The 25,423-nt window shown below is 72.9% G+C and carries 28 protein-coding genes; 20 read left to right on the top strand and 8 right to left on the bottom strand.

Annotated elements, in window-relative coordinates; genetic code table 11:
* The first annotated feature begins 5 nt into the window (after nt 1–5).
* Genes folP through MM438_RS12920 form a run of 3 tightly spaced genes read left to right on the top strand, consistent with a single transcriptional unit; the run spans nt 6 to nt 2,277 of the window.
* Complete coding sequence (gene folP / locus MM438_RS12930) at nt 6–836, top strand: dihydropteroate synthase (protein WP_241453052.1); 831 nt, start codon at nt 6–8, stop codon at nt 834–836.
* Entirely contained in the window at nt 833–1,810 is a 978-nt protein-coding gene (gene folK / locus MM438_RS12925; protein WP_241453050.1) for a 2-amino-4-hydroxy-6-hydroxymethyldihydropteridine diphosphokinase, read from the top strand. Before folP ends, folK begins: the two co-directional genes overlap by 4 nt.
* Nucleotides 1,804–2,277, top strand: coding sequence for a DUF3180 domain-containing protein (locus MM438_RS12920; protein WP_241453048.1), 474 nt, complete (start codon nt 1,804–1,806; stop codon nt 2,275–2,277). Before folK ends, MM438_RS12920 begins: the two co-directional genes overlap by 7 nt.
* Before the next feature lie 16 nt (nt 2,278–2,293).
* On the opposite strand, the gene MM438_RS12915 is transcribed toward MM438_RS12920, so the two are convergent.
* A complete protein-coding gene (locus MM438_RS12915) occupies nt 2,294–2,989 on the bottom strand; it encodes a hypothetical protein (protein ID WP_241453047.1) in 696 nt (231 codons plus the stop codon).
* A 139-nt stretch (nt 2,990–3,128) separates the two neighbouring features.
* Here MM438_RS12915 and lysS point away from each other — a divergent pair, with 139 nt between their 5' ends.
* The 8 genes from lysS to MM438_RS12875 all read left to right on the top strand — a co-directional run bounded on the left by lysS (nt 3,129) and on the right by MM438_RS12875 (nt 10,586).
* On the top strand, nt 3,129–4,661 hold the full coding sequence (gene lysS, locus MM438_RS12910; protein ID WP_241453046.1) for a lysine--tRNA ligase: 1,533 nt from the start codon (nt 3,129–3,131) through the stop codon (nt 4,659–4,661).
* A 33-nt stretch (nt 4,662–4,694) separates the two neighbouring features.
* Nucleotides 4,695–4,877: a lysyl-tRNA synthetase gene (locus MM438_RS12905; RefSeq protein ID WP_241453045.1), complete on the top strand. Its 183-nt coding sequence runs from the start codon at nt 4,695–4,697 to the stop codon at nt 4,875–4,877.
* Between the two features lie 93 nt (nt 4,878–4,970).
* Nucleotides 4,971–5,303: a histone-like nucleoid-structuring protein Lsr2 gene (locus MM438_RS12900; RefSeq protein WP_241453044.1), complete on the top strand. Its 333-nt coding sequence runs from the start codon at nt 4,971–4,973 to the stop codon at nt 5,301–5,303.
* Nucleotides 5,304–5,306: 3 nt separating this feature from the next.
* Nucleotides 5,307–6,038: a (2Fe-2S)-binding protein gene (locus tag MM438_RS12895; protein WP_241453043.1), complete on the top strand. Its 732-nt coding sequence runs from the start codon at nt 5,307–5,309 to the stop codon at nt 6,036–6,038.
* 24 nt (nt 6,039–6,062) lie between these two features.
* Nucleotides 6,063–6,458 carry a nuclear transport factor 2 family protein gene (locus MM438_RS12890; RefSeq protein ID WP_241453042.1) on the top strand — a complete coding sequence of 132 codons (396 nt, stop codon included), beginning with the start codon at nt 6,063–6,065 and terminating at the stop codon, nt 6,456–6,458.
* A 98-nt stretch (nt 6,459–6,556) separates the two neighbouring features.
* On the top strand, nt 6,557–7,243 hold the full coding sequence (locus tag MM438_RS12885) for a hypothetical protein (RefSeq protein ID WP_241453035.1): 687 nt from the start codon (nt 6,557–6,559) through the stop codon (nt 7,241–7,243).
* 140 nt (nt 7,244–7,383) lie between these two features.
* A complete protein-coding gene (locus MM438_RS12880; RefSeq protein ID WP_241453032.1) occupies nt 7,384–9,954 on the top strand; it encodes an ATP-dependent Clp protease ATP-binding subunit in 2,571 nt (856 codons plus the stop codon).
* A 107-nt stretch (nt 9,955–10,061) separates the two neighbouring features.
* On the top strand, nt 10,062–10,586 hold the full coding sequence (locus MM438_RS12875; protein ID WP_241453030.1) for an amino-acid N-acetyltransferase: 525 nt from the start codon (nt 10,062–10,064) through the stop codon (nt 10,584–10,586).
* Here the strand turns inward: MM438_RS12875 and MM438_RS12870 are convergent.
* The 5 genes from MM438_RS12870 to MM438_RS12850 all read right to left on the bottom strand — a co-directional run bounded on the left by MM438_RS12870 (nt 10,570) and on the right by MM438_RS12850 (nt 16,387).
* Nucleotides 10,570–11,394 carry an SGNH/GDSL hydrolase family protein gene (locus MM438_RS12870; RefSeq protein ID WP_241453028.1) on the bottom strand — a complete coding sequence of 275 codons (825 nt, stop codon included), beginning with the start codon at nt 11,392–11,394 and terminating at the stop codon, nt 10,570–10,572. The two genes, MM438_RS12875 and MM438_RS12870, sit on opposite strands and share 17 nt — an antisense overlap.
* Before the next feature lie 14 nt (nt 11,395–11,408).
* Entirely contained in the window at nt 11,409–12,278 is an 870-nt protein-coding gene (locus tag MM438_RS12865; protein ID WP_241453026.1) for an HhH-GPD family protein, read from the bottom strand.
* Between the two features lie 23 nt (nt 12,279–12,301).
* On the bottom strand, nt 12,302–13,396 hold the full coding sequence (disA, locus tag MM438_RS12860; RefSeq protein ID WP_241453024.1) for a DNA integrity scanning diadenylate cyclase DisA: 1,095 nt from the start codon (nt 13,394–13,396) through the stop codon (nt 12,302–12,304).
* 150 nt (nt 13,397–13,546) lie between these two features.
* Nucleotides 13,547–14,944: a DNA repair protein RadA gene (gene radA, locus MM438_RS12855; protein WP_241453023.1), complete on the bottom strand. Its 1,398-nt coding sequence runs from the start codon at nt 14,942–14,944 to the stop codon at nt 13,547–13,549.
* Between the two features lie 132 nt (nt 14,945–15,076).
* Nucleotides 15,077–16,387: a DUF222 domain-containing protein gene (locus tag MM438_RS12850; RefSeq protein WP_241453021.1), complete on the bottom strand. Its 1,311-nt coding sequence runs from the start codon at nt 16,385–16,387 to the stop codon at nt 15,077–15,079.
* A 235-nt stretch (nt 16,388–16,622) separates the two neighbouring features.
* On the opposite strand from MM438_RS12850, the gene MM438_RS12845 reads away from it, so the two are divergent.
* Nucleotides 16,623–17,102: an NUDIX hydrolase gene (locus MM438_RS12845; RefSeq protein WP_241453019.1), complete on the top strand. Its 480-nt coding sequence runs from the start codon at nt 16,623–16,625 to the stop codon at nt 17,100–17,102.
* Between the two features lie 37 nt (nt 17,103–17,139).
* On the opposite strand, the gene MM438_RS12840 is transcribed toward MM438_RS12845, so the two are convergent.
* Together MM438_RS12840 and MM438_RS12835 are read right to left on the bottom strand one after the other, a co-directional pair.
* The gene (locus MM438_RS12840; protein ID WP_241453017.1) at nt 17,140–17,859 is read right to left on the bottom strand and encodes a class I SAM-dependent methyltransferase; all 720 of its coding nucleotides are present in this window, start codon (nt 17,857–17,859) and stop codon (nt 17,140–17,142) included.
* Nucleotides 17,856–18,743 (bottom strand): DUF3109 family protein, encoded by an 888-nt coding sequence (locus MM438_RS12835; RefSeq protein WP_241453015.1) that lies wholly within the window; start codon nt 18,741–18,743, stop codon nt 17,856–17,858. Before MM438_RS12835 ends, MM438_RS12840 begins: the two co-directional genes overlap by 4 nt.
* A gap of 60 nt (nt 18,744–18,803) precedes the next feature.
* Between MM438_RS12835 and MM438_RS12830 the strand changes: the two genes are divergently transcribed.
* The 8 genes from MM438_RS12830 (at nt 18,804) to MM438_RS12795 (ending at nt 25,378) form a co-directional block, all read left to right on the top strand.
* Nucleotides 18,804–19,736, top strand: coding sequence for a Ppx/GppA family phosphatase (locus MM438_RS12830; RefSeq protein ID WP_241453013.1), 933 nt, complete (start codon nt 18,804–18,806; stop codon nt 19,734–19,736).
* Between the two features lie 109 nt (nt 19,737–19,845).
* The gene (locus MM438_RS12825; protein WP_241453011.1) at nt 19,846–20,646 is read left to right on the top strand and encodes a sugar phosphate isomerase/epimerase family protein; all 801 of its coding nucleotides are present in this window, start codon (nt 19,846–19,848) and stop codon (nt 20,644–20,646) included.
* The gene (locus MM438_RS12820) at nt 20,643–21,242 is read left to right on the top strand and encodes a TetR/AcrR family transcriptional regulator (protein ID WP_241453009.1); all 600 of its coding nucleotides are present in this window, start codon (nt 20,643–20,645) and stop codon (nt 21,240–21,242) included. The genes MM438_RS12825 and MM438_RS12820 overlap by 4 nt, the downstream gene beginning before the upstream one ends.
* A 117-nt stretch (nt 21,243–21,359) precedes the next feature.
* The gene (locus tag MM438_RS12815; RefSeq protein ID WP_241453007.1) at nt 21,360–22,205 is read left to right on the top strand and encodes an ABC transporter ATP-binding protein; all 846 of its coding nucleotides are present in this window, start codon (nt 21,360–21,362) and stop codon (nt 22,203–22,205) included.
* Complete coding sequence (locus tag MM438_RS12810; protein WP_241453005.1) at nt 22,202–22,936, top strand: ABC transporter permease; 735 nt, start codon at nt 22,202–22,204, stop codon at nt 22,934–22,936. Before MM438_RS12815 ends, MM438_RS12810 begins: the two co-directional genes overlap by 4 nt.
* Before the next feature lie 18 nt (nt 22,937–22,954).
* Nucleotides 22,955–23,908 (top strand): proline dehydrogenase family protein, encoded by a 954-nt coding sequence (locus MM438_RS12805; RefSeq protein ID WP_241453003.1) that lies wholly within the window; start codon nt 22,955–22,957, stop codon nt 23,906–23,908.
* A gap of 38 nt (nt 23,909–23,946) precedes the next feature.
* On the top strand, nt 23,947–24,774 hold the full coding sequence (gene proC, locus MM438_RS12800; RefSeq protein ID WP_241453001.1) for a pyrroline-5-carboxylate reductase: 828 nt from the start codon (nt 23,947–23,949) through the stop codon (nt 24,772–24,774).
* Between the two features lie 49 nt (nt 24,775–24,823).
* On the top strand, nt 24,824–25,378 hold the full coding sequence (locus tag MM438_RS12795; RefSeq protein WP_241452999.1) for a GNAT family N-acetyltransferase: 555 nt from the start codon (nt 24,824–24,826) through the stop codon (nt 25,376–25,378).
* The last annotated feature ends 45 nt before the right edge of the window (nt 25,379–25,423 follow it).

Here is a 25,423-nt window from a genome sequence, read left to right as displayed (position 1 = left end):
CGGCCATGGCTTCTCGCACGCGACCGCTGCTCATGGGCGTGGTCAACGTCACCCCCGACTCGTTCAGCGACGGCGGGCGCTGGCTGGACGCCGACCGGGCCGTGGCCCACGGCCTGGAGCTGGCCGCCCAGGGAGCGGCGCTCGTCGACGTGGGCGGCGAGTCCACGCGACCCGGCGCCGACCGGCCCGGCCCCGACGAGGAGCTGGCGCGCGTCATACCCGTGATCACCGGCCTCGTGGCGGCCGGCGTGGCGGTCTCGGTCGACACCATGCGCGGGTCCGTCGCCCGCGCCGCCGTGGCGGCCGGTGCCACCGTCGTCAACGACGTCAGCGGCGGCCTGGCCGACCCCGAGCTGGTCACGGTCGTCGCCGACACCGGCGTCACCATGGTCGCCCAGCACTGGCGGGCCCACGGCGCCGTCATGCAGGGCGCGGACCACCTGGCGTATGCCGACGTCGTGGCCGACGTGCGCCGCGAGCTCGGCGAGCGACTGGCCGCACTCGTCGCCGCGGGCGTGCGGGAGGAGCAGGTCGTGCTCGACCCGGGCATCGGCTTCAGCAAGACCGCCGAGCACAACTGGCGGCTGCTCGCGCACCTGGACGAGCTCGCGTCGCTGGGTCGGCCGCTGCTCGTGGGCACCAGCCGCAAGCGCTTCCTCGGGTCCCTGCTCGCCGCCCCCGACGGCGGGCCGCGGCCGGCCGACGAGCGCGACGTCGCCACCGCGGCGACCACCCTGCTCGCCGCCCAGGCCGGGGTGTGGGGCCTGCGGGTCCACGACGTGCGGGCCAGCGCCGACGCGCTCGCCGTCCTCGACGCCTGGCAGGGTGCGCGATGACCGGCTCCGCCACGGCCGCCGACCGGATCACCCTGACCGGGCTGCGCGCCCGGGGGCGGCACGGGGTGCTGCCCGAGGAGCGGGTCCTGGGGCAGGAGTTCGTCGTCGACCTGGTCCTCCACCTGGACCTGCAGCAGGCCGCCGCCACCGACGACCTCACCGCCACGGTGAGCTATGCCGAGGTCGCCGAGACCGTCCACGCGCTCGTCGCGGGGGAGCCCCACGACCTGATCGAGACCCTCGCCGGCCGGATCGGGGCGCGTCTGCTCGCCGACCACCTGCGGCTGACCTGCGTCGAGGTCACCGTGCACAAGCCCGCCGCTCCCATCGCGGTGCCCTTCGGGGACGTCGCGGTCACCGTGGTCGCGCGGCGCGACGAGCCCGTCGTCATCGCCCTCGGAGCCAACCTCGAGGACCCGGCCGCCGCCCTCACCCGGGCCGTCCGGCGGCTGCGCCGCGTGCGCGGCCTGCACGTCACCGGGCGCTCCGGCCTGTTCGAGACCGCGCCGGTGGGCGGCGTCGAGCAGCCGGACTACCTCAACGCCGTCGTCGTCGGCCGCACCACCTTGTCGGCCTACACGCTGCTCGCCGAGCTGCACCGCCTGGAGGCCGCGCAGGGGCGCGACCGCGAGCGCGAGCAGCGCTGGGGCGCACGGACCTTGGACCTGGACCTGATCGCCTACGGCGAGGTCGTCAGCGGCGACCCGGCCCTCACGCTGCCGCACCCGCGGGCCCACGAGCGGGCCTTCGTGCTCGTCCCGTGGGCGCAGGCGGACCCCGGGGCCGTGCTGCGGACTCCTTCCGGCCCACGCCCCGTGGTCGAGCTGGCGGCCGAGGTCGGGGCGGTCGATCCCGCGACAGGGGAGGGTGCGGGGATCCGACCCGGTCCGCCCTGGCCGCAGCGCCGCCGAGAGGGTCGCTCCGGGTCCGGGTCCGAGGACGCCGCCCGCTGCCCGGAGGCCCAGCCGTGCTGACGCGCGGGCTCACGGTCGGTGGCGTGGTGCTCACGGCGATGCTGACCTTCGCCCTCAGCTGGGTCGGGCTGGCTCGCTGGAGCGACACCGGTCACCCGATGCCGCCGTCGGGCTACCTGGGGGTCGTGCCCCCGCTGCTCGTGGCCGCCATGGTCCTCGCCGGAGCCTGGTCGGTGCGCCGCACCGTCACGGGCCGCCGGCCGGCGGGACCCCACGACGGGCTCCGGGGCTATCGCGTCCTCGTCCTGTGCCAGGCGGCGGCGTCGACTGGGGCCGTGGTCCTGGGATGGTCGGCCGCCCTGGCCGTCGTGGGACGCGTCACGCTCGCGCTCGAGGGGCAGAGGTCCGCTGCCGCCGGGGCGCTGGCCACGGCGCTCGCGGCGGTCGTGCTCACGGCTGCGGGGTTGCTCGGCCAGTCCTGGTGCCGTCTGGACGACGAACCGCCCGCACCGCGCTCCGGATACTGACCGGGGACCTGGCCGCTCAGCGGCCGTCGGTCGGTGAGGCGGTGGGGCTCGCGGAGGCCGAGTCGCTCGGCGCATCGTCGGGGGAGTCGCTCGGAGAGTCACCGGACGACGGCTCGTCGGGGCACACCGGCACGCTCTCGGCCTTGGTGATCCACCCCTCCTCGTCGAGGGAGAGCTTGACCAGGCCGGCGTCGTCGGGCAGGGCCTGGATCTCCTCCAGCGTGCTCTTGGTCGCCTGCGGAGCCGAGCCGTCCGGGCTGCAGGTCAGCCGCAGCACCTCGGCCGCCGGGTCCACCGGGATCCGGAAGGACAGGGTGTTGCGGTTGCTGAACCGGCTCTTGACCGTGAGGTCCAGGCCGGTGCGCCCCATCGAGGAGTCGGAGCGCCCGCGCACCGACCAGCGGTCCAGCACCAGGATCTGGTTGCCGCCCTTCTCGTCGAGACCGGTGATCTTGCCGAGGTCGAAGTTGCGGCCGCGCACGGCGCTGCGGATGTCGGGGTCGCGGGTGGGGGTAGGCGTCGGCGAGGGGGTCGTCGGCGCCGGTGCCGGTGCCATCTGGGGGGCGCTCCTGGCGCTCACCGTGATCGTCGGCGTGACGGTGACCGTCACCGGTGGGGCATAGCTCGACGTGAGTGCCGTGCAGCCCGAGACGGACACCACGACGGCGACGACGCCGAGGGGGAGGGCGCGGCGGGCAGGGAGCAGCGGCATGGTGGGTCCTTTCGTCGGGCCCAGTCTGTCCTGGCCCGCCCGAGGGACCAACCCGGCGCGCCCGGCCGAACCGGTCGGGCACCTGCGCGGGCCCGGCCACGGGACCGGGGAGGGGACGCGCGGCGACTACCCTGGACCCATGAGCGACACCCCGACCAGCGAGCAGGTCCAGCCCCATCTCGGCACCCCCGACAGCGACGTCCCCGAGCAGATGCGCGTCCGCCGGGACAAGCGCGAGCGGCTGCTGGACAAGGGGGTCGCGCCATACGCCGTGCAGGTGCCGCGCACCCACACGCTGGCCGAGGCCGCCGCGCTGGGTGCGCCGCTGGAGGCGGGGGAGGAGCCGGAGGGCGAGCAGTTCGCCGTCTCCGTCGCAGGCCGGGTCGTCTTCTCCCGCAACACCGGCAAGCTGTGCTTCGCGACGCTGCAGGAGGGCGTGGGCACCCGTCTGCAGGTCATGCTCTCCCTCGCCGACGTCGGACAGGAGGCGCTCGACGCCTGGAAGGCCGACGTCGACCTCGGCGACCACGTGAGCGTCACCGGCCGGGTCGTCCGCAGCCGTCGCGGGGAGGTGTCGGTCATGGCGTCCTCCTGGACGATGGCGAGCAAGGCGCTGCGTCCGCTCCCGACGCTGCACAAGGACCTGTCCGAGGAGACCCGGGTCCGGCAGCGGTATGCCGACCTGATCGTGCGTCAGGAGGCGCGCGACATGGTCCGCACCCGCGCGGCCATCACCTCCTCGATCCGCCGCACCCTGGACGACCGCGGATTCGTGGAGATCGAGACCCCGGTGCTGCAGCTGGTGCACGGTGGTGCGGCCGCCCGGCCTTTCCGCACGCACATGAATGCCTTCGACCAGGAGATGACGCTGCGCATCGCCCTGGAGCTCAATCTCAAGAAGGCCGTGGTCGGCGGGATCGACAAGGTCTACGAGATGGGCCGGATCTTTCGCAACGAGGGCGTCGACTCCACGCATTCCCCGGAGTTCACGATGCTGGAGTTTTACCAGGCCTATGCCGACCAGACCTCGATCGCCGAGGTGCTCCGGTCGGTGATCCTCGACGCCGCGGACGCCGTCGGCACGCGCCGCATCGAGACCGACAAGGGCGTCATCGACCTGGACGGCGAGTGGCGCTGGCTGCCGGTCTACACCGGGGTGTCCGAGGCCGTGGGCGAGGAGATCACCTGGGAGACGCCGGTGGAGCGGCTGCGGGAGCTGGCCGCCCGGCACGAGGTAGCGATCGACGAGTCCTGGGACGCCGAGAAGGTCGTCCTGGAGCTGCTCGGCGAGCTGGTCGAGCCGACCCTGCTGCAGCCCACCTTCCTGTGCGACTACCCGCCGTCGGCCCAGCCGCTGGCCCGGCAGCACCGCACGGACCCGCACCTGATCGAGGCGTGGGACCTGATCATCGGGGGGATGGAGCGCGGCACGGGCTTCTCCGAGCTGATCGACCCCGTCGTGCAGCGCGAGGTGCTCACCGCCCAGTCGCTCAAGGCCGCGGCCGGCGACCCCGAGGCGATGAGCCTGGACGAGGACTTCCTGCGGGCGCTGGAGTACGGCGCGCCTCCCATGGGCGGGATCGGCCTGGGCGTGGACCGCCTGGTCATGCTCTTCACCGGCGCGGGGATCCGGGAGACGATCCTGTTCCCCCACCTGAAGCCGCAGCAGTGACAAACCTGTCGACATACGAAAGGTGACCGGTCGATGGACATGGTCTGGAAGGTCTTCGTCGCGCTCGCGCCGACGGTCGGGGTGCTGTTCATCTTCTGGCACGTCATGAAGAGCATCCTGGAGGGGGACCGCCGCGAAAGGATTGCGCACGCCCAGTGGGAGCGTGAGCAGGATCGCGCGGCCGAAGGGGTCGGGCCGGAAAGGGGCCAGGGCTAACCCTTCCTGCTCCATAATTGCGCAAAAGCATTAGCAGAGGTTATGGTCAGGATTGCGCCTGCATTATCCCCTCATGACTTTCAGGAGCTGTCCATGGCCCAGCGTATCCAGGTGATTCTCGAAGACGACGTCGACGGCGGTGCTGCCGCGGAGACCGTGACCTTCGCGCTCGACGGTGTCACCTACGAGATCGACCTGTCCGAGGACAACGCGACCAAGCTGCGGGAGGACCTCGCCCAGTGGATCGGGCACGCTCGCCGCTCCGGTGGTCGCCGCTCCACCTCGCCGGCTCGCCGGTCCGGGTCCGCCGGCGGTCGACGCAACCTCAACGACGTGCGCGAGTGGGGCCGGGCCAACGGCTTCAAGGTGTCCGATCGCGGTCGGGTCTCGACCGAGCTGCAGGAGGCCTACGACAAGGCTCACTGAGCCGTGGGCTATCCCCTCGTCGCGGGCGAGCTGGAGCTCGCCTGCGACCTGGTCTCCTCCCGCATCGCCTGGCTCGACCTGTCGGTCGCGCCAGGCGATGGCGTGAGCGGCCGACCCACGATCGACACCGAGGCCGTGGCCGCCGGGGACCCGACAGGTCTGGCACAGCTCGCCGCCTGGCGCGAGCGGGTCGAGCAGGTGTGGCTGCGCACGTATGGCGCCGCCCAACCACCGCACATCGCCGCGACCTTCGTGCTCGGGTGGTACCTCGACGCCCTGGCTCACCCCGTGGCCCACGCGGCCGAGCTGGGGCCGTGGGTGCTGGACGTGGCTCCCGGCGCGGTGGCCATCCAGCCGCACCCCACCCAGGGCTATCCCGAGCGGGTGCTGGTGGCGCCCACCGCCTCGCACCAGGTCGTCGCCGCGGAGTCGGTGCGACGCCGCAGGGCGCAGGAGCGGTATCGCGCCCATGCCGAGGCCGTCGCGTCGGCCTACGCCGTGCCCAGGGTGCGGATGTCCACCCGGCAACGGCTCGGGATGGTCGACGATCTCTGGCGCGCCGCGACGGTGCGTGCCCGGGCTTCTGCACGGAGCCCGCTCCTCACCCCAACGGGGGATGCCGATGGTGACCAGGTCCGGCGTTCCTGCTGCTTCATCTACGCTCTCCCCGGAGGGGGCTTGTGCTCGACGTGCCCGCGCCGAACCCGGCGCGTGCCCGCTCCCCGCAGCACCTGACGCACCCGATCCGCGAGGAGAGCCATGTCGACCACCGCCGACGCCCCCGCCGCCACCGCCGACCAGACGGCCGAGCTGGAGCACGTCGTCGAGCTGGAGATGAAGCTGCTCGACCCCAACATGCGGAGCGACCGCGAGGCCGTGCAGCACCTGCTGCACGAGTACTTCAACGAGTTCGCACCCAGCGGGCTGGTCTACAACCGGGACAACGTCGAGCTCGCGCCGGTGGAGGACTCCTCCGCGGCGCTGACCGTCGAGCAGCTCGAGGCCGAGCTGCTCGCCCCCGGGGTCGTCCTCGTCACCTATCGGGTTCATCGCTCGCAGCGCGCGTCCTGGCGGTCCTCGCTGTGGCTGCACACCCCGGATCGCGGGTGGCTGCTGCGCCAGCGCCAGACGACGCCGGTCCGCCTGGACGTCTGAGGCGTCCTCGGCGTCCGAGTCGCCGCGGCCCCGGGGTACGAGACGGCTGACTTCGGCTTCTCAGACCCGGTTGGACGCGCAGTGACTACGCTGTGCACATGACGTCGTACACCACTGCTGGGCTCTTCACGCTCACGATCCTCGTCGTCGGCCTGGGCCTGATCGCGCTCCGTCATCTGTCCGGGTGGTGGTGCGTGGTGCTGGCGACGGGCGTGAGCGTGCTGCTCGCCGTGGTCCGGGTCGCCGGCTCGCACGGGGGCCCGGGGTGGCGGGACGACCTGGCCTGGGCCCTCACGGCCCTGATGCCGTTCGTGGGGGCGGTGACAGGGGAGCGGCTGTGGCGGGGCGTCCTGCGCGACGGCCGGAGGATCGCACCCCTCACCCCCGACGTCGGGACCCGTCGCTCCTGGGGGCTCGGCGCCCTCGCGCTCGTCGCCCTGGCGGCGGCCGCCGCGCTCCTCCTGAACCGCCCGTCGACCGTGCTGGCCGGGGTGGTCCAGCCAGGGGTGCTCGCGCTCGCTCTGCTCGCGCTCGGGCACCGGCTGCGGGTGGGCTGGTTGCTGGTGCTCGCGACCCAGGTCTTCACCGTGGTGCAGATCGTCACGGTGCTCGTGGTCGCGCTGCCGTCATACACCGGGCTGGGACTGACCGGCCTGCTCGTGCCGGCGGTGCTCCAGGTGGTCGCCGTGGTCGCCGTGGCGCTGTGGGGGCGGAGCGAGTGGGCCACCCGCGAGCGTAGCCGCCCGGCAGCGCCGGTGCAGGGCTCGACCGCCGCCGTCCGCTGACGGCGAACACCGGGTCCGGAACACCTGGCGGGCGGTCCGCGTTGACGCCGACGAGTCACGCGGACCTGCGTCGTTCATCACGGGGTCGGGCCGCAGTCGCAGCTAGCATCGAGCCATCTCGATAGCGAGGAGCAACCCAGATGTTCGAACGGTTCACCGACCGAGCCCGTCGCGTGGTCGTGCTTGCGCAGGAGGAAGCGCGCATGCTCAACCACAACTACATCGGGACCGAGCACATCCTGCTCGGGCTGATCCACGAGGGTGAGGGCGTGGCCGCCAAGGCCCTGGAGAGCCTGGGCATCTCGCTCGAGGCCGTGCGCGAGCAGGTCCAGGACATCATCGGCCAGGGCCAGCAGGCCCCCACCGGGCACATCCCCTTCACCCCGCGCGCCAAGAAGGTGCTCGAGCTGTCCCTGCGCGAGGCGCTGCAGCTCGGCCACTCCTACATCGGCACCGAGCACATCCTGCTCGGGCTCATCCGCGAGGGCGAGGGCGTCGCCGCCCAGGTGCTCGTCAAGCTGGGCGCGGACCTCAACCGGGTCCGCCAGACCGTGATCCAGCTGCTCTCGGGCTACCAGGGCAAGGAGACCGCCGGGGCCGGCGTCGGCGCCGCCACGGGCGGTCCGGCCGAGGGCACCCCCGCCGGTTCGCTCGTGCTCGACCAGTTCGGGCGCAACCTCACCCAGGCCGCGCGCGAGGGCAAGCTCGACCCCGTCATCGGGCGCGACAAGGAGATCGAGCGGGTCATGCAGGTGCTGTCCCGCCGCACCAAGAACAACCCCGTCCTGATCGGAGAGCCCGGTGTCGGCAAGACCGCCGTCGTCGAAGGCCTGGCCCAGGACATCGTCCGCGGCGACGTCCCCGAGACGCTCAAGGACAAGCAGCTCTACACGCTGGACCTCGGTGCCCTCGTAGCCGGCTCGCGCTACCGCGGAGACTTCGAGGAGCGGCTCAAGAAGGTCCTCAAGGAGATCCGCACCCGCGGCGACATCGTGCTGTTCATCGACGAGATCCACACCCTCGTCGGCGCCGGCGCGGCCGAGGGGGCCATCGACGCGGCAAGCATCCTCAAGCCCATGCTGGCCCGGGGCGAGCTCCAGGTCATCGGCGCCACCACGCTGGACGAGTACCGCAAGCACATCGAGAAGGACGCGGCGCTCGAGCGGCGATTCCAGCCCATCCAGGTCGCCGAGCCCACGCTCGCGCACACCATCGAGATCCTCAAGGGGCTGCGCGACCGCTACGAGGCGCACCACCGGGTGTCCATCACCGACGGGGCGCTGGCCGCCGCCGCCAACCTCGCCGACCGCTACATCAACGACCGCTTCCTGCCCGACAAGGCGATCGACCTGATCGACGAGGCCGGCGCCCGGCTGCGGATCAAGCGGATGACGGCTCCGCCGGAGCTGCGCGAGTTCGACGACAAGATCGCGACCGTGCGCCGGGAGAAGGAAGCCGCCATCGACGGCCAGGACTTCGAGAAGGCCGCCGCCCTGCGCGACGACGAGCGCAAGCTCGTCGAGGCCAAGACCGAGCGCGAGACCCAGTGGAAGTCCGGCGACATGGACGTCGTCGCCGAGGTCGACGACGAGCTGATCGCCGAGGTCCTCGCGGCCTCCACCGGCATCCCGGTCTTCAAGCTCACCGAGGAGGAGTCCTCGCGCCTGCTGCACATGGAGGACGAGCTGCACAAGCGGATCGTCGGCATGGACGACGCCATCAAGGCGCTGTCCCAGGCCATCCGCCGCACCCGCGCCGGGCTCAAGGACCCCCGCCGCCCGGGCGGGTCGTTCATCTTCGCCGGCCCCACCGGCGTGGGCAAGACCGAGCTCGCCAAGGCGCTCGCCGAGTTCCTGTTCGGCGACGAGGACTCGCTCATCCAGCTCGACATGTCGGAGTTCGGCGAGAAGCACACCGCCTCGCGGCTGTTCGGCTCGCCCCCCGGCTACGTGGGCTACGAGGAGGGCGGCCAGCTCACCGAGAAGGTTCGCCGCAAGCCTTTCTCCGTGGTGCTCTTCGACGAGGTGGAGAAGGCCCACCCCGACATCTTCAACTCGCTCCTGCAGATCCTCGAGGACGGTCGCCTGACCGACTCCCAGGGTCGGATGGTCGACTTCAAGAACACCGTCATCATCATGACCACCAACCTCGGCACCCGGGACATCTCCAAGGGTGTCTCCCTGGGCTTCGCCGGCGGCGCCGACGACACCACGTCCTACGACCGGATGAAGCTCAAGGTCTCCGAGGAGCTCAAGCAGCACTTCCGACCGGAGTTCCTCAACCGCGTCGACGACGTCATCGTGTTCCCGCAGCTGTCCAAGGACGAGATCGTCCAGATCGTCGACCTGTTCATCGCCCGCCTGGACAAGCGGCTCAAGGACAAGGACATGGGCATCGAGCTCACGCAGGCCGCCAAGGAGCTGCTCGCGAAGCAGGGCTACGACCCGGTCATGGGTGCCCGTCCGCTGCGCCGCACCATCCAGCGCAACATCGAGGACGTGCTCTCCGAGAAGATCCTGTACGGCGAGCTCACGGCCGGCGAAATCATCCTGGTCGACACCGACGGCGCGGAGAAGGACCCGAAGTTCACCTTCTCCGGCACCAAGGGCTCGGACATCCCCGACCTCCCGCCGCTCGACGTGGCGCTGGACGGTGGGCCCGCCCAGAGCAGCCCGGTGGACGGTTCGACCGAGACCGGCACGGAGATCTGACCGACCACGTCCGATGCGACGGCCCCGACCACCACATGGTGGTCGGGGCCGTCGCGCGTACGGGGTCCGGGAGTAGGTTGGGCGCCTCCGCGACCGACGAGGACCTGATGAGGCACACCCCGCAGCAGACCCCCGTGACGATCCGGCGGGCCCGGACCGCAGACGTCCTCGCCATACGAGGTCTGGTCCAGCCCTATGCCGAGCAGCGCATCCTGCTGGCCAAGGACACGGTCGCCTACTTCGAGGCGGTGCAGCAGTTCCGGGTGGCCGAGGTCGACGGCGTGGTCGTGGGGTGCGGGGCCTTGCACGTGTTCTGGGAGGACGTGGCCGAGGTGCGGACCCTGGCGGTCGCCCCGGAAGCGGCCGGGCACGGGGTGGGCGGCCGGCTGGTGCAGGCGCTGCTCGGCGACGCCCGCGAGCTCGGGGTCGCGCGGGTGTTCTGCCTGACCTTCGAGGTGGACTTCTTCGCGCGTTACGGCTTCCACCCGATCGAGGGAGCCCCGGTCGCCCCGGAGGTCTTCGCCGAGCTGGTCCGCTCCTACGACGAGGGGACCGCGGAGTTCCTGGACCTGGACCGGGTCAAGCCCAACACCCTCGGCAACACGCGGATGCTCGTCACCCTGCAGGGGTGATGGCGGGCAGCAGCTCCGCCGCCCAGGTGCGGCAGGCGGTCGGCCCGGGGTGGAAGCCATCGCTCGCCAGGTCGTCCGGGCCGATGGCCAGGTGACGGATGGGCACGTGTGCCAGACGGTGTCGGTGGGCGGCATCCGCCAGCCGCTTGTCGAGGGCGTGGGCCCGGATCGCAAGCACGGAGCTCAGCGGGCGGGGAAGGAGCGGCATCCGGGTCGGGTCGGGCAGCCCGCTCAGCACCACCTGGGCGCCGGGCGCGAGGCTCGCGATGCGGGTCGCCAGCGCCTCGACGTCCCGGGCGAAGGCCGCCGGTCGCGCGCCGCGGATGAGGTCGTTGACGCCGAGCGCCACCACCACGACGTCCACCGGCGTCCTCGCCAGCCGATCGAGCAGGTGGGTGGTGCAGTAGTCCACGGTGGCACCGGCAGCGGCAACGGTCCGCCAGGCCACGGGACGATGCTCGCGGTCGGCGAGCTGCTGGGCGAGCTGGGCCGCGAAGATCTCCTCCGGCCGGGTGCACCCGATCCCCAGGGCCGTGGACTCACCGACCACGACCAGACGGATCTCGGCGCCGTCACCGTCCGCCGGCCGGGCGAGCCCCGCCTCGCAGTCCGCGGGTGCGGCCGGCGTGGGGGCAGGGGCCGCCACCCGGCGATGAAGGAGCTCGCGGGGCCCCGGAGCCCGCAGCAGCTCGGCAGCGGCGCGGGCGGTCGAGACCGCTCTCGCGGCCGGCCCGGTGGGCTTGTCCTTGTCGAGCGCGCGTCGCACCTGGGTGACATCGATGCGGCGAGGGACGATGCGAGGAGCCATGGCCTCATGATCCCTCAGCCGGGCAGCTGGTAGCGGCCTCTCCCGACAGGTTCGACGAGTCCGTCGGCGACGAGTCCGTCCAGGCATCGCATCCGCCGCAGCTCGTCGTCGGGGCAGGCCGGGGTGAGGTCCGCCAGGCGCACCGGGTCGGCCGCGGCCCGGAGGATCGCCATCATCGCGCCACGGACCTGGCGGTCGGTCCCTTCCCAGGACTGGGTCTTGCGCGGCGGCCCGTCGTAGGCAGGGGACCCGGCGAGCACCCAGGCGCAGTGCCCGGCGATCGGGCAGCTGCCACAGCGTGGGGTGCGGGCGGTGCAGACGAGCGCGCCGAGCTCCATGACGGCGACGTTCCAGACGCGCGCGACCGCGGGGTCCTCGGGGACGAGGGAGGCGGCGAGCTCGGTCTCGGCCCGCGACAGCGAGGGGGCGGGCAGTGCGAGACCGGCGACGGCCCGGGCCTCGACCCGACGGACGTTGGTGTCCACCACCACCGTCCGCTCACCATGGGCGAAGCAGGCGACCGCCGCCGCGGTATAGGCCCCCACGCCCGGAAGGCCCACCAGCTCCGCCTCCGTGGCCGGGACCTCACCGCCGTGATGCTCCACGATCGCGGCTGCACACTGGTGCAGGCGCAGGGCCCGGCGGGGGTAGCCGAGACGACCCCATGCGCGCACCGCGTCACCTGCCGGCGCCAGGGCCAAGGACGCGGGCGTCGGCCACCGGTCGACCCACTCCCGCCATACCGGCAGCACCCGGGCGACGGGCGTCTGCTGGAGCATCACCTCGCTGACGAGGACACCCCAGGCGGAGCAGCTCTCGTCGCGCCAGGGCAGGTCGCGCCGGTTCTCGGCATACCACTGCAGGACGGGATCGACGATGCTCATGAGCGGGGCGCGCGGCGCCGTGATCAGACGTAGCGCTCGAGGATGCTGGACTCGGCGAGCCGGGACAGCCCCTCGCGGACCGCTCGGGCCCGCGACTCGCCGACCCCGTCGACGTCCATGAGGTCCTCGAGGCTGGCGGCGAGGAGCCGCTGCAGCGAGCCGAAGTGATCCACGAGCCGGTCGACGATGGTGCCCGGCAGCCGCGGGATCTTGGACAGCAGCCGGAACCCGATGGGGCTGACCGCCTGGTCGAGGACGTCGGCGTCCGAGGCGAAGCCCAGAGTGCGGGCGACCAGCTGCAGGTCGATGAGCTCGCTGGTGGACAGCTGCGCCAGTCCGGCCAGGCCGGTCTGGACGCTGACCGGGCGGTCCTCCTCGGCCGCGACCGCCTCGTGCAGGTAGTCCCGCATCACCAGCTCGCGGTCGTTGCCGAGGCCCTGCATCAGCTCCTCGAGCTGGAGGCTGAGCAGCCGCCCGTCGGTGCCCAACTCGACGACGTAGCCCTCGATCTCGTCGCTGATGCGACGCACCATCTCGAGCCGCTGCAGCACGGCCATGACGTCGCGCACCGTCACCAGGTCCTCGATCTCCAGGGCGGAGAGGGTCCCGGTGACCTCGTCCAGGCGCGCCTTGTAGCGGCCGAGGGTGGCCAGCGCCTGGTTGGCGTGGGAAAGGATGGCGGAGGAGTCCTCGATGACCCGACGCTGACCGTTGACGTAGAGCGCGATGATCTGCATGGACTGGCTCACGGAGACGACGGGGAAGCCGGTCTGCTTCGCCACGCGCTCGGCCGTGCGGTGACGGGTGCCGGACTCGCTGGTCTCGATGGACGCGTCCGGGAGGAGCTGGGTGGCGGCCCGGACGATGCGGGAGGCATCGCGGGTGAGGACGATGGCGCCGTCCATCTTGGCCAGCTCACGCAGGCGGGTCGCGGCGAACTCGATGTCGATGGGGAAGCCGCCGGTGGAGATCTGCTCCACCAGCTTGTCGTTGCCGAGGACGATGAGGGCACCGGTGCGGCCGCGGAGGATGCGCTCCAGCCCGTCGCGCAGCTCGGTGCCGGGGGCGACGGCTGCGAGGGCCGAGAGCATCAGCTCGTCGTCGGGGCGGCGGTCCACACACTCTCCTTCTCGTCCGGGCGGGGGCGCCACGGCTCCATGGTCGCTGCATGCGGGGGGGTTGCCTGCAGTTGACCCACTGTCATCCTAACGGAGCATGCAGGGTGCGTCATGGGGACCAGTCGTCTCGGCTGGTCGATGCGCGGCCCCTCAGACGCGGTCACGCGCGTCCCCGGTCCTCGGTCCGAGATCCAGGGCGAGGCCGATCGCCCGCCCCACCTGGTTGACCTCCAGGACCTGTATGCCGGCGGGCAGCTGCCCCTGCGCCGTGGTCCCGGTCGGCACGATCGCTCGTCGGAAACCGAGTCGGGCCGCTTCGATGAGGCGCCGCTGGAGCCCGGTGCAAGCCCGCACCTCGCCCGCCAGCCCCACCTCTCCGAACGCCACCGTCCCCGAGGTGACGGGGGTGCCGGCGAGGGAGGACGCGAGCGCGATGGCGACGGCCAGGTCGGCGGCGGGCTCGGTGAGGCGGACCCCGCCGACGGTGGCGAGGTAGGCGTCGCACTCGTGCACGGCGAGCCTGGCGTGCTTGCTGAGCACGGCGAGGACCATGGCCGTGCGGTTGTGGTCCACGCCGCTCGTGGTGCGCCGCGGGTTGGTGGCCTTGGTCTGGTCGAGGAGGGCCTGGACCTCGGCCACGAGCGGGCGGCGACCCTCCAGCGTCACGGTGACGCAGGTGCCGGCCACCTCGGTGTCCCGGCTCGACAGGAACAGTCCGCTGGGGTCGGCCAGCCCCACGATCCCGACGTCGGACAGGTCGAAGCACCCGACCTCGTCGGTGGGGCCATATCTGTTCTTGACCGCTCGCACGAGACGCAGCCTGCTGTGCCGCTCGCCCTCGAACTGGACGACCACGTCGACGAGGTGCTCCAGCACCCGCGGCCCGGCGATGGACCCGTCCTTGGTGACGTGCCCGACGAGCAAGGTCGCCATGTCCCGGCGCTTGGCGGCGGCGATGACGCTGGCTGCCACCTCGCGAACCTGGGACACGTTCCCGGCGGCGCCCTCGATCTCGCCCGAGCTGATGGTCTGCACGGAGTCGACGACGAGCAGGTCGGGCTGCACCGCTTCCACCTGTCCCAGCAGGGTGGCCAGGTCGGTCTCCGAGGCGAGGTAGAGCCGGTCCGCGATCGCCCCGATCCGCTCCGCGCGCACGCGCACCTGCGCCGCGGACTCCTCGCCGCTGACGTAGAGGACCGTCCCACCGGCCTGGGCGACCTGGGCCGCGACGTCGAGGAGCAGGGTGGACTTCCCGATGCCGGGCTCTCCCGCCACGAGGACGACCGCTCCGGCCACGAGACCGCCCCCCAGCACCCGGTCGAACTCGCCGACCCCGGTGGACCGAGCCTCGGCCCGGCGGGCATCGACCTGGCCGATGGGGACGGCAGGGCGCTCGACGTGGCTGGCCGCGGTGGTGCGGATGGCGACCGCCCCGACCTCGCTCACCGACCCCCAGGTCTGGCACTCGCCGCAGCGTCCGACCCACTTGGGCGTCGTCCATCCGCACTCGGAGCAACGGTAGGTCGCCTTGGGGGTCTTGCTCGCCATACCCCTCAACCTAGGCGGCGGGACCGACAAACCCCGCACGCCCGTCCTGGGCAGGGCACGAACGATCCCCGCGGGGCCGGTCGGCCTTGCGGTTCGCGACTCAGCGCTGGTCGGTGCGGGTCGGTGCGGTGCTCAGGCTGCGTCCGGCTCCGACGCCGAGGGTCTTGGCGGGGGATCGGGTTCCTCCGCCGCGGTCCAGCCCCACCTGGTGCGGCGCACGTGCCAGGTCACCCGTCCGTCGACGACGGCGCCGCGGATCCCGTGGTGGTGCGTGAACCGGTGGTGGTGGGCCTGGCACCACGAGGCGGGTGCCCCGCATCCGGGGAAGGTGCATCCGCCGTCGCGCACCTCGAGGAGCCGGCGCTGGCGTGCGGTGGCGAGCCGGGTCGTTCGGCCCACGTCCACGGGGGTCCCACGCTCGTCGACCCACACCGGTGTGACCTCCGCCGCGCAGCTCAGCTCGCGCGCGTCCGTGGGGGAGAGCAGCATGCCGCTCCCGTCGTGACCGAGCGCCAGGCTGGTCCCTGCGTCGCTGTCGGGTGACCCGGCGGCCGGGGCATCGCCATCGGCGTGGTCCGGGCCCTCGCGCGGTGCGCGCAGGGCGCCGAGGGGAAGGACGAGACTGACCCTGGTCGTGGCGCCCAGGGGGCCGGTCCGGGCCCGGGACGCGGCCTTACGGGCGAGCGACACCAGGGCGTCGAGGCGGCGCTGCGCCGGCGTCCGCTCGTCGGCAAGGACATCACCGTGGGGCCCCGGCACGTGGTCCGGTGCCGAGAGGGCGTCGACGGCGGCACCGAGCACTGCCTTGTCGGCGTCGCTCAGCAGCCCGCGCAGCGACCACAGCCTGTCGGCCTCGCGCACGAAGGCCGACAGCCCGCGCCGGGCCTCCTGGTGCCGGCGTCGGCGATCCTCGTCGACCGGGGTGGCATGGCGCAGACGGGTCGTCGTGGCGTAGGCCCGCAGCTGGTCCCGCCCGTCGGGCTGCCGGGCCAGCGTGGCCACCTCGGCGGCGATGACGGCGTGGACCTGTGGATCGGTCGTGCCACGCAGCTCTTCGTGGACTCGCGCAGCCATCACGGCGTCGGCCGGGGTCGCCTCGCCCGCCAGCACGGCGGCCCGCAGCTCGCCCACCGGCGGATCGGCGGTGACGTCCAGAGCTCGGCGTACGGCGTAGGCCTCGGCGGTGGTCAGCCCGGCGTCCAGGTCCAGGAGCCACTGCGCGCAGCCGGCCGCCCCGGACGCGGCTCGCACGCCGCGGGCCTCGGCCTCCGCCGTGCAGGTGACCAGCAGGCCTCGGGCGAGCTGCGAGATCCGGGCCGCGTCCGCCGCGACCGCGGCAAGATCGACTCCGGTGACGGCCGAGATGCCGATCCGCAGGGAGGTGAGGGCAGCCGCGAGGCTGCGGAGCGACTCCTGCGCCGCCTCGACCTCGTGCTGCCCCATGTCCCGCTGTCCCCACCTCGACCTCACCCTCACGCGACACCCGCCACGACCTCGGCCCGCACGTCGTCACACCGCGCCGTCGCACACCTGTGCTCGACCCGCTCAGCCTTCTCGAAACCATGTTCGATATGCAAGGGATGTCGCCCGAGTGACCCAGCCGCCTCCACGGAGCGAGAACGGCCGAGCGCGGCGGGCTGACCCACCGGGCGCCTACGGCGCGGGATAGCGTCCGACCATGCACTTCACCGAGTACGACACCCGTCTTGCCGCGTACGCCCTCATCGTCGACGGTGACCGGGTGCTGCTCACGTGGTTCAACGGCCAGGGCGGGCGCCAGCCGTGCTGGACCCTCCCTGGCGGCGGCGTCGAGCTGGACGAGTCCTGCGAGCAGGCGGTCGTCCGCGAGTGCCAGGAGGAGACCGGGCACACGGTCGAGCTGGGCCGCCCGCTCACGACGACCCATCGGGTATGGCGAGAAGTCGGCGCCCGCCCCTACAAGGCTGTGCGGGTGGTCTTCGAGGCCCGCATCACCGGCGGGGTCCTCGGCGTGCAGGAGGTCGGTGGGACGACGGACCGGGCCGAGTGGTTCGCCCTCGCCGAGGTGTCCGCCCTCGAGCCTCGCGCGGACAGCGTGGATGCCGCGCTCGCCGCCTGGCGCCGCCACGGGTCCGCCCCGACCGGGTCCGCCCCGACCGGGTCCGCTCCGGTGTCGTGACCCCCTCCCACGTCCACCAGGCCCTCGGCGCCGGTGGTCACCAGCTGCGGTGCCAGAGGTTCACGGCATAGTTGACCTCGGTGCCGTCGTGCCCGGCGAGGATCCGGTCGGCTGCCTCGGGCGCGAACTCCAGCCGCACGACCTGCTCCAGGTCTGCCCGGGTGGCGTGCGCCCAGCGCATGTCCACCCGCTCCGCGGACCAGCCGTGGCGTCGCCAGAAACGTTCGACTGCCAGCGGGTCGTACGTCGGCCAGGCCCGGGTGAACCACCCGCCGAAGGTCGACCGGGTCGCGTCGTTGTCGATGACGAAGGCCGTGGACCCGGGTCGCATGACGCGATCCAGCTCGGCCAGCCCGGGCTCGCACCCGGCCCCGAAGAAGTACGCCCACCGGGCGTGCGCCACGTCGACGGACCGGTCGGGGAGCGGCAGGGCCTGGGCGCCCCCCGCGCGCACCTCGATCCGGTCGCGCACCGCGGCGTCGCGAATCTCCGCCACCCGTGCCCGAGCTCGCGTCACCAGCGGCGGATGCGGCTCCACGCCGACGACTTTCGCCCCCATCGACGCGAACCGCGGCAGGTGGTAGCCAGTTCCGCAGCCGATGTCGAGCAGGTCGTGGTCGGCCAACGGTGTCCCGCCGTCGCGCCCGAGCACCCGCAGCATGGCTGCCTCGACGGCGCCCTCGGGATCGACGCCGCGGTTCTCCAGCTCGTAGCCGTCCGGGTCCTCCCAGATGTTGGGGGAGGGGATCGCGGTCATCGAGCTCTCCGGTCGCGCACGGGCTTGCGGGTCACGGCGCTCTCGCCCTGGGCGGCCAGGGTGGCGGGGTGGACGAGCAGCGGGAGCAGCGTGCGCGCCCCCGTCGAGCGGGCGGCGCGCACGGTCGCCAGGTGGGCCTCGCACCGGATCACGAGCTCGTCGTACGCGAGATCGCCCATCAGCTCGCGCAGCTCGCCCTCGGCGCTGCGATAGACCGGTTCGCGTCCGACGTGCGCCTCGGGGTTGCCGGAGCAGTACCAGTCCAGGTCGTGCCCGCCGGGTCCCCAGCCGCGGCGGTCGAACTCGCCGATCGACACCTCGAGATAGCTGGTGTCGTCGGGCATCTCGACCGTGCGGTAGCTGCGGCGGATGGGCAGCTGCCAGCACACGTCGGGCTTGACGGTGTGGGGTGCCTCCCCCTGCGCGATCGCCCACTGGTGCAGCGAGCAGCCTTGTCCGCCAGGGAATCCCAGGCGGTTGAGGAAGATGCAGGCCCCGTCGACGACGCGCGTCTTGAGGTCGCCGTCCTCCCGGTCCAGCCAGGCCGGCAGCGACTCCTCGACCCCGTCGGCGGCCTCACCGTCGCCGGTCTGCCCCGCGCCTCCCGTCGTCACCCCGACGGGCCGCAGCTCCCAGCGGTCGTCGGTCAGCTGCGAGGCCACCCGGCGCACCCGCGCCACGTCCTCCTCGTCGGTGAAGTGTGCTCCGAGGGTGCAGCATCCGTCGTCGGGCCGCTCCTCGTAGATCCCTGGGCACCCGTCCCCGAAGATGCAGGTCCACCGAGACGTGAGCCAGGTCAGGTCGCACCGGAAGCGCTGCTCGGCGTCGGCGGGATCGGGGAACTCGATCCAGGTGCGGGGCACGTCCAGGGGGGTCTCGGGCACCCGACCACGATAGGGCCCGTCGCCCGGCGGCCCCGGCAGGCGGGGGCTACCCTCGTCACCATGCGTCTCGGAGTGATCGACATCGGGTCGAATACCGTCCACATGCTCGTCGTCGACGCTCACTGGGGTGGCCGCCCGCTTCCCGCGATCAGCCACAAGGTCGAGCTGCGCATCTCCGAGCACATCGACGACGCGGGTCACGTGGACGCCCCGACGGTCCAGGCCTTGGAACGCTTCTGCGCGGAGTGCCTGCAGATGGCCGAGGACGAGGGTGTGGAGCGGCTCACGGGCTTCGTGACCAGCGCGATCCGCGAGGCGGGCAACGGTGACGAGGTGTTGGAGATGGTCCGCCGGAGCACCGGCGCCGAGCTGCAGGTCCTGTCCGGCGAGGACGAGGCGCGGATGACCTTCCTGGCGGTCCGCCGGTGGTTCGGCTGGTCCAGCGGGCGGGTGACGATGATCGACATCGGGGGTGGCTCGCTGGAGATCGCCACCGGTCTGGACGAGGACCCGGACGTGGCGCGGTCCTTCGAGCTCGGGGCCGGTCGGGTCACGCGCAACCTCCTGCAGGGCGATCCGCCGCTGGAGGCGCAGGTCCGCGAGGCCCGCAAGCACGTGCGTGCCACCATCGCCCGCGGGCTGCGGGACATCGCCAAGGCCGGCGAGCCGGACCTGGCCGTGGGGACCTCCAAGACGATGCGTTCGCTGGCCCGGGTCCTCGGTGCGGCGCCCTCCAGCGAGGGGCTCCAGGTGCGCCGGCACCTGGAGCACGACGCGCTCGCCGAGCTCGTCCCGCGTCTGGCGCGGATGACCGTCGCGCAGCGCCGGGAGCTTCCCGGCATCTCCGCCGGCCGGGCCCAGCAGCTGCTCGGCGGTGCCCTGGTGGCCGAGTCGGCGATGCACCTGCTCGGGATCGAGCGGCTGGAGATCTGCCCGTGGGCGCTGCGCGAGGGCGTGATCCTCAACGAGCTGGACCTGATGCGGATGGAGTGACCCTGCGCAGGGGGTGAGATCGGGGTGCATGCCGGGAGCTCCCCGGCATACCGGCTGATCGACGACCCGGGAGTCCACCGGTTCTGGGGCCGGGCGCTAGGCTCGCGCCGTGACCTCGGCTCCTGCTCGTCCTCGCGTCGCCCTGTCGACCTCCTCGGTCTATCCCGCCAAGGTGGCTGATGCCTTCCGGATCGCCGCGGAGCTGGGCTACGACGGCGTCGAGGTGATGGTCTACACCGACCCGGTGTCCCAGGACGCCGCCGCGCTCGACGCGCTGGTGCAGCGGCACGGCATCCCGGTGGTCTCGATCCACGCCCCGACGCTGCTGCTCACCCAGCGGGTGATGCACGCCGAGCCCTGGCCCAAGATCGACCTGTCCATCGAGCTGGCGCGGGCCGTGGGCTGCGAGACGGTGGTGGTGCATCCGCCCTTCCGCTGGCAGCGGGTCTACGCGCGGGAGTTCGTCGAGGGCGTGGCTGTGCGCGAGCACGAGACGGGCATCACCATCGCGGTGGAGAACATGTATCCCTGGCGCGCCGGCCAGCGCCTGGTGCAGGCCTATCTGCCGCACTGGGACCCGGTCGAGCAGCCCTACGACCACGTGACCCTGGACCTGTCGCACGCGGCGACGGCGCTGGAGGACTCCCTGGAGATGGCCCAGGCACTCGGTGACCGGCTGCATCACGTCCACCTCACCGACGGCCTGGGGTCGGCGCTGGACGAGCACCTGGTGCCGGGGCGGGGCTCGCAGCCGGTCAAGGAGCTGCTGGAGCACCTCACCGCCACCGGCTTCACGGGGGACGTGGTGGTCGAGGTGAGCACCCGCAAGGGGGACGCCAGGCAGCGGCTCGTGGACCTCGCGGAGTCCCTCGACTTCGCGCGTCGTCACCTGGGGCGGCAGGGCGCGTGAGCCCGCGGGGACCTCGCCCGGCCGGGGAGGACGCGCGCGCCGACATCGTCGAGGCGGCGCGGACCGAGTTCGCCGAGCGGGGGTATGACGGCACGTCCCTGCGCGCCGTCGCGCGGGCTGCGGGCGTCGACCCTGCCCTGGTCCACCACTACTTCGAGGGCAAGCCGGGGCTGTTCGCGGCGACGATGGAGCTGCCGGTCAACCCGCGCGACGTGGTGGACGAGATCCTGCAGGCCCCGCACGACCGGCTGGGCGAGTCGCTGGTCCGGCACTTCCTGGCCGTGTGGGACTCGCCGGAGGGTCGCCCGCGGATGGCGGCGCTCCTGCGGGCGGCGGCGACCCACGACGCGGCGGCGACGGTGCTGCGGGAGTTCGTGGTGGCCGAGGTCTTCGGGCGGATCGCCGAGGCTCGCCCGGCGGGATCGCCCCTGCGGGGCCCGGAGGAGACGCAGCGCCGCGCGGCGCTGGTCGGGTCCCAGATGGTGGGGGTGGCGTTCCTGCGCTACGTCATCGGGCTGCCGGGAGTGGCCGACGCGGACCCGGAGCAGCTGGTCGCCGACCTCGCCCCCTCGATCCAGCGCTACCTGGACCGGTGACGCACCGAGACCTCTTGTGGCGCCGCCACCTGCGCGCTAAATTCATCACATGATGAAACATCAGGAGTCGTGATGCGAGGCCGACGTCCGACCTCCTCGACCTCGCCTTCCGCCTCGATGTCTGAGGCCACCGCGACCTCGCCGGACCGTGCCGCTGCCGAGCCCCGGGGCGACCTGGCCATCGACGTCCGGGGGCTGGTCGTGCGCCGCGGCCCCCGCGAGGTCCTCCACGGCCTCGACCTCCAGGTGCCCACGGGGCAGGTCGTCGGCCTCCTCGGCCCCTCCGGCGGGGGGAAGTCCACCCTGATGCGCGCCGTCGTCGGCGTGCAGGTCATCCACGGCGGGGAGGTCCTCGTCCTCGGCCGGCCGGCCGGCTCGCCCGCCCTGCGCCGCGAGGTGGGCTACACCACGCAGGCGCCCAGCATCTACGACGACCTGTCCGTCCGCGCCAACGTCACCTACTTCGCGCGCCTGCTCGGGGCACCGGACGTCGAGGCCGAGGTCGACCGGGTCCTGGACCTGGTCGACCTCACCAGCCACGCCGACGACACCGCCGGTGCCCTGTCCGGCGGCCAGCGCGGCCGGGCCTCCCTGGCCTGCTCGCTGGTCGGCCGCCCCCGGCTGCTCGTCCTCGACGAGCCGACCGTCGGGCTCGACCCGGTCCTGCGCCGCGACCTGTGGGAGCTCTTCCACCGGCTCGCCGCCCAGGGCGCCACGCTGCTCGTCTCCAGCCACGTCATGGATGAGGCCGCCCGCTGCGACCGGCTCGTCCTGATCCGCGACGGCCGGATCCTCGCCGACGCGACCTGTCCCGAGCTCCTCGCCGCCACCGGCGCCGACGACGCAGAGCAGGCCTTCCTCGCCCTCATCGACCGGGCCGACGCCGGGGGCGGGGTGCGCGACGCCCGGTCTGCCCCGCGGGTCGGCACCCCGCGCACCGACATACGGCGGGAGCAGTCATGAACCCCCGCCTCACCGCGGTCACCGCGCGTCGCATCCTGGCCCAGATCGTCTCCGACCGGCGCACGGTCGCCCTCCTGCTGCTCGTCCCCTGCGTGCTCATGGGGCTGCTGGCCTGGGTCTTCGACGGCGGACCCGTCCTCGACCTGGTGGGACCGGCCCTGCTCGGGGTCTTCCCCTTCGTCGTGATGTTCATCGTCACGAGCATCACGACCCTGCGCGAGCGGTCCTCCGGCACGATGGAGCGGCTGTGGACCACTCCCCTGGGCAAGGGCGACCTCCTCGCCGGATACGCCCTCGCCTTCGGGTTGTTCGCCCTCCTGCAGGCACTGGTCGCCACGGCCTTCGCGGTGTGGGTGTGCGGCCTGGACGTCCAGGGCTCCCTGGGCATGCTGGTGCTCGTCGCGGTCGTGGACGCGGTCCTCGGCAGCACCTTCGGGCTCTTCGTCTCGGCCTTCGCCACGACGGAGTTCCAGGCCGTGCAGTTCATGCCGGCGTTCGTGCTGCCCCAGTTCCTGCTCTGCGGGCTGCTGACGCCGCGCGACCGGATGCCGGAGGTCCTGCACCGGGTCAGCGACGTCCTGCCGCTGAGCCATGCCGTCGACGCCATGCAGACGATCAGCCGTCGGTCCGACGGCGCCGGCGACGTCTGGCGTGACATCGCCGTCATGGCGGCCTTCGTGGTCGCCGCGATCGTCCTGGGAGCAGCCACCCTGCGTCGGCGGACCCCCTGACGGTCTAGCCTGGGCGCCATGCTCGACCCCGCCGACTCCCTGCGCCTGGCCTCGCTGCGGCTGGCCCGCGTCCACCGCGTCCAGTCCGTCATCGAGGAGTCGCCCGGCACCCGTGAGGTGCTCGCCCGCTACATCGCGGGCGACACCACGCGGACGGCCGTGGACGCCTCGCGCGACCTGATGGAGACCGGGCGGGACGTCACCGTCGCCTACCTCGGGCCCGACGCCGACACCCGGGCCAACAGCGACGCCACCGTCGTCGAGCACCTCCGGCTCGTCGAGCAGGCACGCGAGCGGGGGCTGACCCGCGGCCGGCGGTTCGAGCTGAGCGTGCGACCCGCAGCCTTCGGCCGGCTCGACCAGACCACCGGTCAGGAGCTCGCGCTCACCCAGCTGCGCCGGGTCGTCCGGGCGGCCCACAACGCCGGCGTGGAGACCACCTTGGACATGGAGGGGCTGGACTCGGTCGAGGCGACCATGCGGATCGCCGACGCCCTGCGCGCCGACCTGCCGACCGTGGGGGTGACCGTCCAGGCGGCGCTGCTGCGTGCGGAGGGGGACTGCGAGCGGCTCGCCGGGGCCGGGGCGCGGGTGCGGCTGGTCAAGAGCGCCTACACCTTGCACGAGCGGGGGACCTTCGACGCGGCGCCGGACGTCGACCGGTCTTATGCCCGCTGCCTCGCGATCCTCATGCGCGGCAACGGCTATCCCATGGTCGCGACCCACGACCCGCGCCTCACCGACCTGGCCGAGCGGCTCGCCCAGGTGACCGGCCGGGGCCCGCGCGACTACGAGCACCAGATGTACCTCGGCATCCGCCCCCTGGAGCAGACCTCGCTCGCCGACCGCGGGATGCGGATGCGGGTCTACGTCCCCTACGGCCCGTCGTGGTACTCCTATCTCGTCCAAAGGGTGGCCGAGCGTCCCACCAACGTCACCTTCTTCCTCCGCTCCCTGCTCACCCGTCGCTGACCGTCGGACCTGGACCGGCATACCTGAAAGGGCTCGAGATGGCTGAGGACCCGCAGGACCTGGGGACGCGCACGGTCGCGTTCTACGGCGCCGGGGCGATGGGCTCCGCGCTGCTCGTCGCCCTGGTGACGGGTGGCCACCCGGCCTCGCAGGTCATCGCGGTGGACGCCCACGGACCGGCTCTCGAGCGGGTCCGGCAGCGGTATGCCGTGCGCACGGCGTCGCGGGCGGCCGAGGCCGCGCCGGACGCCGCGATCCACGTGGTCGCCGTCAAGCCCGCGGACGTGGCCGGGGTCCTCGCCGAGATCGGGGAGCACCTGGGCGAGGACGACCTCGTCGTGAGCATCGCCGCCGGGGTCCCCCTGGCCGCGCTGGAGGACGCACTGCCCGAGGGCGCGGCGGTCGTCCGGGTCATGCCCAACACCCCCGCCCTCGTGGGGGAGGGGATGGCGGTGCTGGCCCCCGGGTCGGCGTGCTCGCCCGCCCGGTCCGCCCTGGCCGCAGCCGTGCTCGCCCCCTCCGGGCACGTGCTCACCCTCCCCGAGAAGCACCTCGACGCCGTCACCGGGTTGTCGGGCTCGGGGCCGGCCTATGTCTTCTACGTCGCCGAGGCGCTCGCCGAGGGCGGCGTACTCATGGGTCTGCCCCGTGACGTGGCGGTGACGCTGGCGCACCAGACCCTCCTCGGGGCGGCCACCATGCTGGCCCAGGGCGAGGACAGCGCCACCGTCCTGCGCGAGCGGGTCTCCTCGCCGGGTGGGACCACCATGGCCGGCCTGGCCGAGCTCGACGACCGCGCGGTGCGGGCGGCGTTCGTGGCCGCCGTGCGCCGGGCCGCCGAGCGGTCGGCGGAGCTGGGGCGCTGAGCACTCCCTGCTGTGGCAGGGTGCAGACCCTCCGTGCGAGGATCTAGTCATGACCGAGCTGACCGTGCGCGTGCTGACCGACAACGACTGGGAGCTCTACAAGAGCTTCCGGCTGGCGTCGCTGCAGGAGTCCCCGGAGGCCTTCGCCGCGACCTTCGAGGCCGAGTCCGCCTGGGGTGACCAGGCCTGGCACGAGCGGATGCAGCGGGCGACGCGACTGCTCGCCGAGCTGGACGGCAAGCAGGTCGGGGTCGGCTCGGTGCGGGCGCAGGCGCCGCGCGAGGGCACGGACGACGCGATGGCCGAGTTCTTCGGGATGTGGGTGAGCCCGCAGGCTCGTGGCAAGGGGGTCGGCGCCGAGCTGGTCCGCGCCGCCGCCGGCATCGCCCGCAGCATGGACTGCCGTCACCTGGCCTACTGGGTGGGCACCGACAACGGTGTGGCGGTCGCCTTCGCCAGCTCCTACGGCTTCCGGGTCACCGACACCCGGCGCCCGATGGTGGCCCTGGGCGAGTCCCCCGAGGACGCCGACGAGGACGAGATGATGATGATCCTCCCCCTCGCGGACGACCCGGGCGCGGTCGCCAGCACGTCCCTGCGCTGAGCCGGCCGGTGGCCCCCGCCTGACGCGCGGGCTGTCGCCTTCGTC

Source organism: Arsenicicoccus dermatophilus (assembly GCF_022568795.1).
Lineage (GTDB): Bacteria > Actinomycetota > Actinomycetes > Actinomycetales > Dermatophilaceae > Arsenicicoccus > Arsenicicoccus dermatophilus.
This window is presented reverse-complemented; position numbering and strand designations above follow the sequence as displayed.

What these genes read in the sequence shown, in the direction of transcription:
- MM438_RS12865 (WP_241453026.1), bottom strand. Translation starts at nt 12,278, where the DNA reads ATGAGCATCGTCGATCCCGTCCTGCAGTGGTATGCCGAGAACCGGCGC.
- MM438_RS12885 (WP_241453035.1), top strand. Translation starts at nt 6,557, where the DNA reads ATGACGTCGTACACCACTGCTGGGCTCTTCACGCTCACGATCCTCGTC.
- MM438_RS12870 (WP_241453028.1), bottom strand. Translation starts at nt 11,394, where the DNA reads ATGGCTCCTCGCATCGTCCCTCGCCGCATCGATGTCACCCAGGTGCGA.
- folP (WP_241453052.1), top strand. Translation starts at nt 6, where the DNA reads ATGGCTTCTCGCACGCGACCGCTGCTCATGGGCGTGGTCAACGTCACC.
- lysS (WP_241453046.1), top strand. Translation starts at nt 3,129, where the DNA reads ATGAGCGACACCCCGACCAGCGAGCAGGTCCAGCCCCATCTCGGCACC.
- MM438_RS12880 (WP_241453032.1), top strand. Translation starts at nt 7,384, where the DNA reads ATGTTCGAACGGTTCACCGACCGAGCCCGTCGCGTGGTCGTGCTTGCG.
- MM438_RS12875 (WP_241453030.1), top strand. Translation starts at nt 10,062, where the DNA reads ATGAGGCACACCCCGCAGCAGACCCCCGTGACGATCCGGCGGGCCCGG.
- MM438_RS12850 (WP_241453021.1), bottom strand. Translation starts at nt 16,387, where the DNA reads ATGGGGCAGCACGAGGTCGAGGCGGCGCAGGAGTCGCTCCGCAGCCTC.
- radA (WP_241453023.1), bottom strand. Translation starts at nt 14,944, where the DNA reads ATGGCGAGCAAGACCCCCAAGGCGACCTACCGTTGCTCCGAGTGCGGA.
- MM438_RS12890 (WP_241453042.1), top strand. Translation starts at nt 6,063, where the DNA reads ATGTCGACCACCGCCGACGCCCCCGCCGCCACCGCCGACCAGACGGCC.
- MM438_RS12900 (WP_241453044.1), top strand. Translation starts at nt 4,971, where the DNA reads ATGGCCCAGCGTATCCAGGTGATTCTCGAAGACGACGTCGACGGCGGT.
- MM438_RS12845 (WP_241453019.1), top strand. Translation starts at nt 16,623, where the DNA reads ATGCACTTCACCGAGTACGACACCCGTCTTGCCGCGTACGCCCTCATC.
- MM438_RS12905 (WP_241453045.1), top strand. Translation starts at nt 4,695, where the DNA reads ATGGACATGGTCTGGAAGGTCTTCGTCGCGCTCGCGCCGACGGTCGGG.
- proC (WP_241453001.1), top strand. Translation starts at nt 23,947, where the DNA reads ATGGCTGAGGACCCGCAGGACCTGGGGACGCGCACGGTCGCGTTCTAC.
- MM438_RS12915 (WP_241453047.1), bottom strand. Translation starts at nt 2,989, where the DNA reads ATGCCGCTGCTCCCTGCCCGCCGCGCCCTCCCCCTCGGCGTCGTCGCC.
- MM438_RS12840 (WP_241453017.1), bottom strand. Translation starts at nt 17,859, where the DNA reads ATGACCGCGATCCCCTCCCCCAACATCTGGGAGGACCCGGACGGCTAC.
- MM438_RS12795 (WP_241452999.1), top strand. Translation starts at nt 24,824, where the DNA reads ATGACCGAGCTGACCGTGCGCGTGCTGACCGACAACGACTGGGAGCTC.
- folK (WP_241453050.1), top strand. Translation starts at nt 833, where the DNA reads ATGACCGGCTCCGCCACGGCCGCCGACCGGATCACCCTGACCGGGCTG.
- MM438_RS12815 (WP_241453007.1), top strand. Translation starts at nt 21,360, where the DNA reads ATGTCTGAGGCCACCGCGACCTCGCCGGACCGTGCCGCTGCCGAGCCC.
- MM438_RS12830 (WP_241453013.1), top strand. Translation starts at nt 18,804, where the DNA reads ATGCGTCTCGGAGTGATCGACATCGGGTCGAATACCGTCCACATGCTC.
- MM438_RS12810 (WP_241453005.1), top strand. Translation starts at nt 22,202, where the DNA reads ATGAACCCCCGCCTCACCGCGGTCACCGCGCGTCGCATCCTGGCCCAG.
- MM438_RS12805 (WP_241453003.1), top strand. Translation starts at nt 22,955, where the DNA reads ATGCTCGACCCCGCCGACTCCCTGCGCCTGGCCTCGCTGCGGCTGGCC.